Source organism: Roseateles sp., assembly GCF_031397715.1.
GTDB lineage: Bacteria > Pseudomonadota > Gammaproteobacteria > Burkholderiales > Burkholderiaceae_C > Paucibacter_A.
Map to the genome: position 1 here is coordinate 1 of NZ_JANNMI010000274.1, position 1,478 is coordinate 1,478.

Sequence of the window (1,478 nt, forward strand, 5' to 3'; positions counted from 1 at the left end):
CGACACCGCCGAAGTTGCTGAGGTCGAGGCCGACAAGCCCAAGGCCAAACCGCTGCGCATGAAGGTCTCACGGGCCAAAGAACGCGCGCTGATGCGCGAGTTCGGTTTGGAAGAAACGGCGCTGACGGAAGAAGAAGCCGCCAAGCGTCGCCATGAGCTGAAGACGCTGATCAAGATGGGCAAGACGCGGGGTTTCCTGACGCATCAGGAAATCAACGACCACCTCCCAGAAAAGCTGGTCAACGAGGAAATTCTCGAAGCCATCATTTCCATGTTGAACGACATGGGCATCGCGGTCTACGAGCAGGCGCCCGACGCGGCCACGCTGCTGATTCAAGGCAGCACCACGGCGACCGCGACCGAAGAAGAAGCGGAAGAAGCAGCCGAAGCCGCGCTTTCTACGGTGGACTCCGAGTTCGGCCGCACGACCGACCCGGTGCGCATGTATATGCGCGAAATGGGCACGGTCGAGTTGCTGACCCGCGAAGGCGAAATCGAAATCGCCAAGCGCATCGAAGGCGGCTTGCAAGCGATGATGCTGGCCATCTCGGCCTCGCCCACCACGATTGCTCACATCATCGACCTGGGCGTGAAAATCCGCGCCGGCGAGAAGACGATTTCCGAAGTGGTGGACGGCTTTGTGGCGGCTGACGAGGCCGACGACTATGTGGCCGAGGAAGACTTCGACGAATTCGACGAAGAAGACGACGACGACGGCAATGGCGGCTCCAAGGCGCTGACCAAGAAGCTCGAAGAGTTGAAGAACGCCGCGCTGGTCAAGCTGGACAACTTGTCGGTCAATTTCGACAAAATGCGCAAATCGTTTGAGAAGGACGGCTACAAGTCGGTCTCCTACAACAAGGCTCAATTGGCCATCAGCCAAGAGCTGATGACGATTCGGTTCACCGTCAAGACGATCGAGAAGCTCTGCGATCTGCTGCGCTCACAGGTGGATGATGTGCGCCGCTATGAGCGTGAACTGCGCAAGATCGTGGTCGACAAATGCGGCATGCCGCAGGAGTACTTCATCAAGAGTTTCCCGCCCAACGCCCTGAACAAGCAATGGGCCGAGAAGGAAATCGCCTCCGGCAAGCCCTTCGCCAATGTGCTGGCGCGCAATCTGCCGCCGGTGCAAGAGCTGCAGCAAAAGCTGATGGACATCCAGTCCAAGGCTGTGGTGCCGATCGAAGACCTGAAGGACATCAACAAGAAGATGAACGAGGGCGAAAAGGCCTCGCGCGATGCCAAGAAGGAAATGATCGAGGCGAACTTGCGCTTGGTGATCTCGATCGCCAAGAAGTACACCAACCGCGGCCTGCAGTTCCTCGACTTGATCCAGGAAGGCAATATCGGCTTGATGAAGGCGGTCGACAAGTTTGAGCGGCGATGCTGCGGCACGGCGAGCCGAGCGTGACCCAGCACTGCGCGGATCCGACCGTCGGCAGCGAGGCGACGATGGACGCGGTCGTCCGCTCGGG

Annotated in this window: 1 pseudogene; it reads left to right on the top strand. The window is 59.1% G+C overall.

Annotated elements, in window-relative coordinates:
- Positions 1-1,387: pseudogene (locus RMO57_RS12105) on the top strand (sigma-70 family RNA polymerase sigma factor); the annotation flags it as partial.
- Positions 1,388-1,478 lie beyond the last annotated feature (91 nt).